Below are 279 nucleotides of genomic sequence, written 5' to 3'. Positions count from 1 at the left end.
GCACTGCGGCGGACTTTGACGCGGCGCAGCGCAAGGCCCTCCCCGACTACAACAAGTTGAGCGAGAAAAGCCTGACCCTCAAAAGCACTGGTCTGGGTGTGCGCCAGGTCGACAGCACGGCCACCCAGGGTGGTGGGCAAACCCTCAACACCACGCTGATGGCGGCCTCTGGCAACCACATGGCGGTGGTCCGGGTGATTTCCCGGCCCGGCGACATGGCGGCGCATGAAACCCTGATCAAGCGGATGCTCAGCGGTAAATAAACCTAAGGGTTTAGGC

The 279-nt window shown here is 62.4% G+C and carries 1 pseudogene; it reads left to right on the top strand.

Going from position 1 to position 279, the window contains the following annotated elements:
- A pseudogene (locus AAEZ08_RS22825) lies at positions 1-263 on the top strand (hypothetical protein); the annotation flags it as partial.
- Between the last annotated feature and the right edge of the window lie 16 nt (positions 264-279).

This window comes from Pseudomonas sp. E45-MNA-CIBAN-0222 (genome assembly GCF_040310405.1).
Taxonomy (GTDB): Bacteria; Pseudomonadota; Gammaproteobacteria; order Pseudomonadales; family Pseudomonadaceae; genus Stutzerimonas; species Stutzerimonas stutzeri_AC.
The sequence above is the reverse complement of the archived record's forward strand: the minus strand, read 5'-3'. Positions and strand labels throughout refer to the sequence as shown.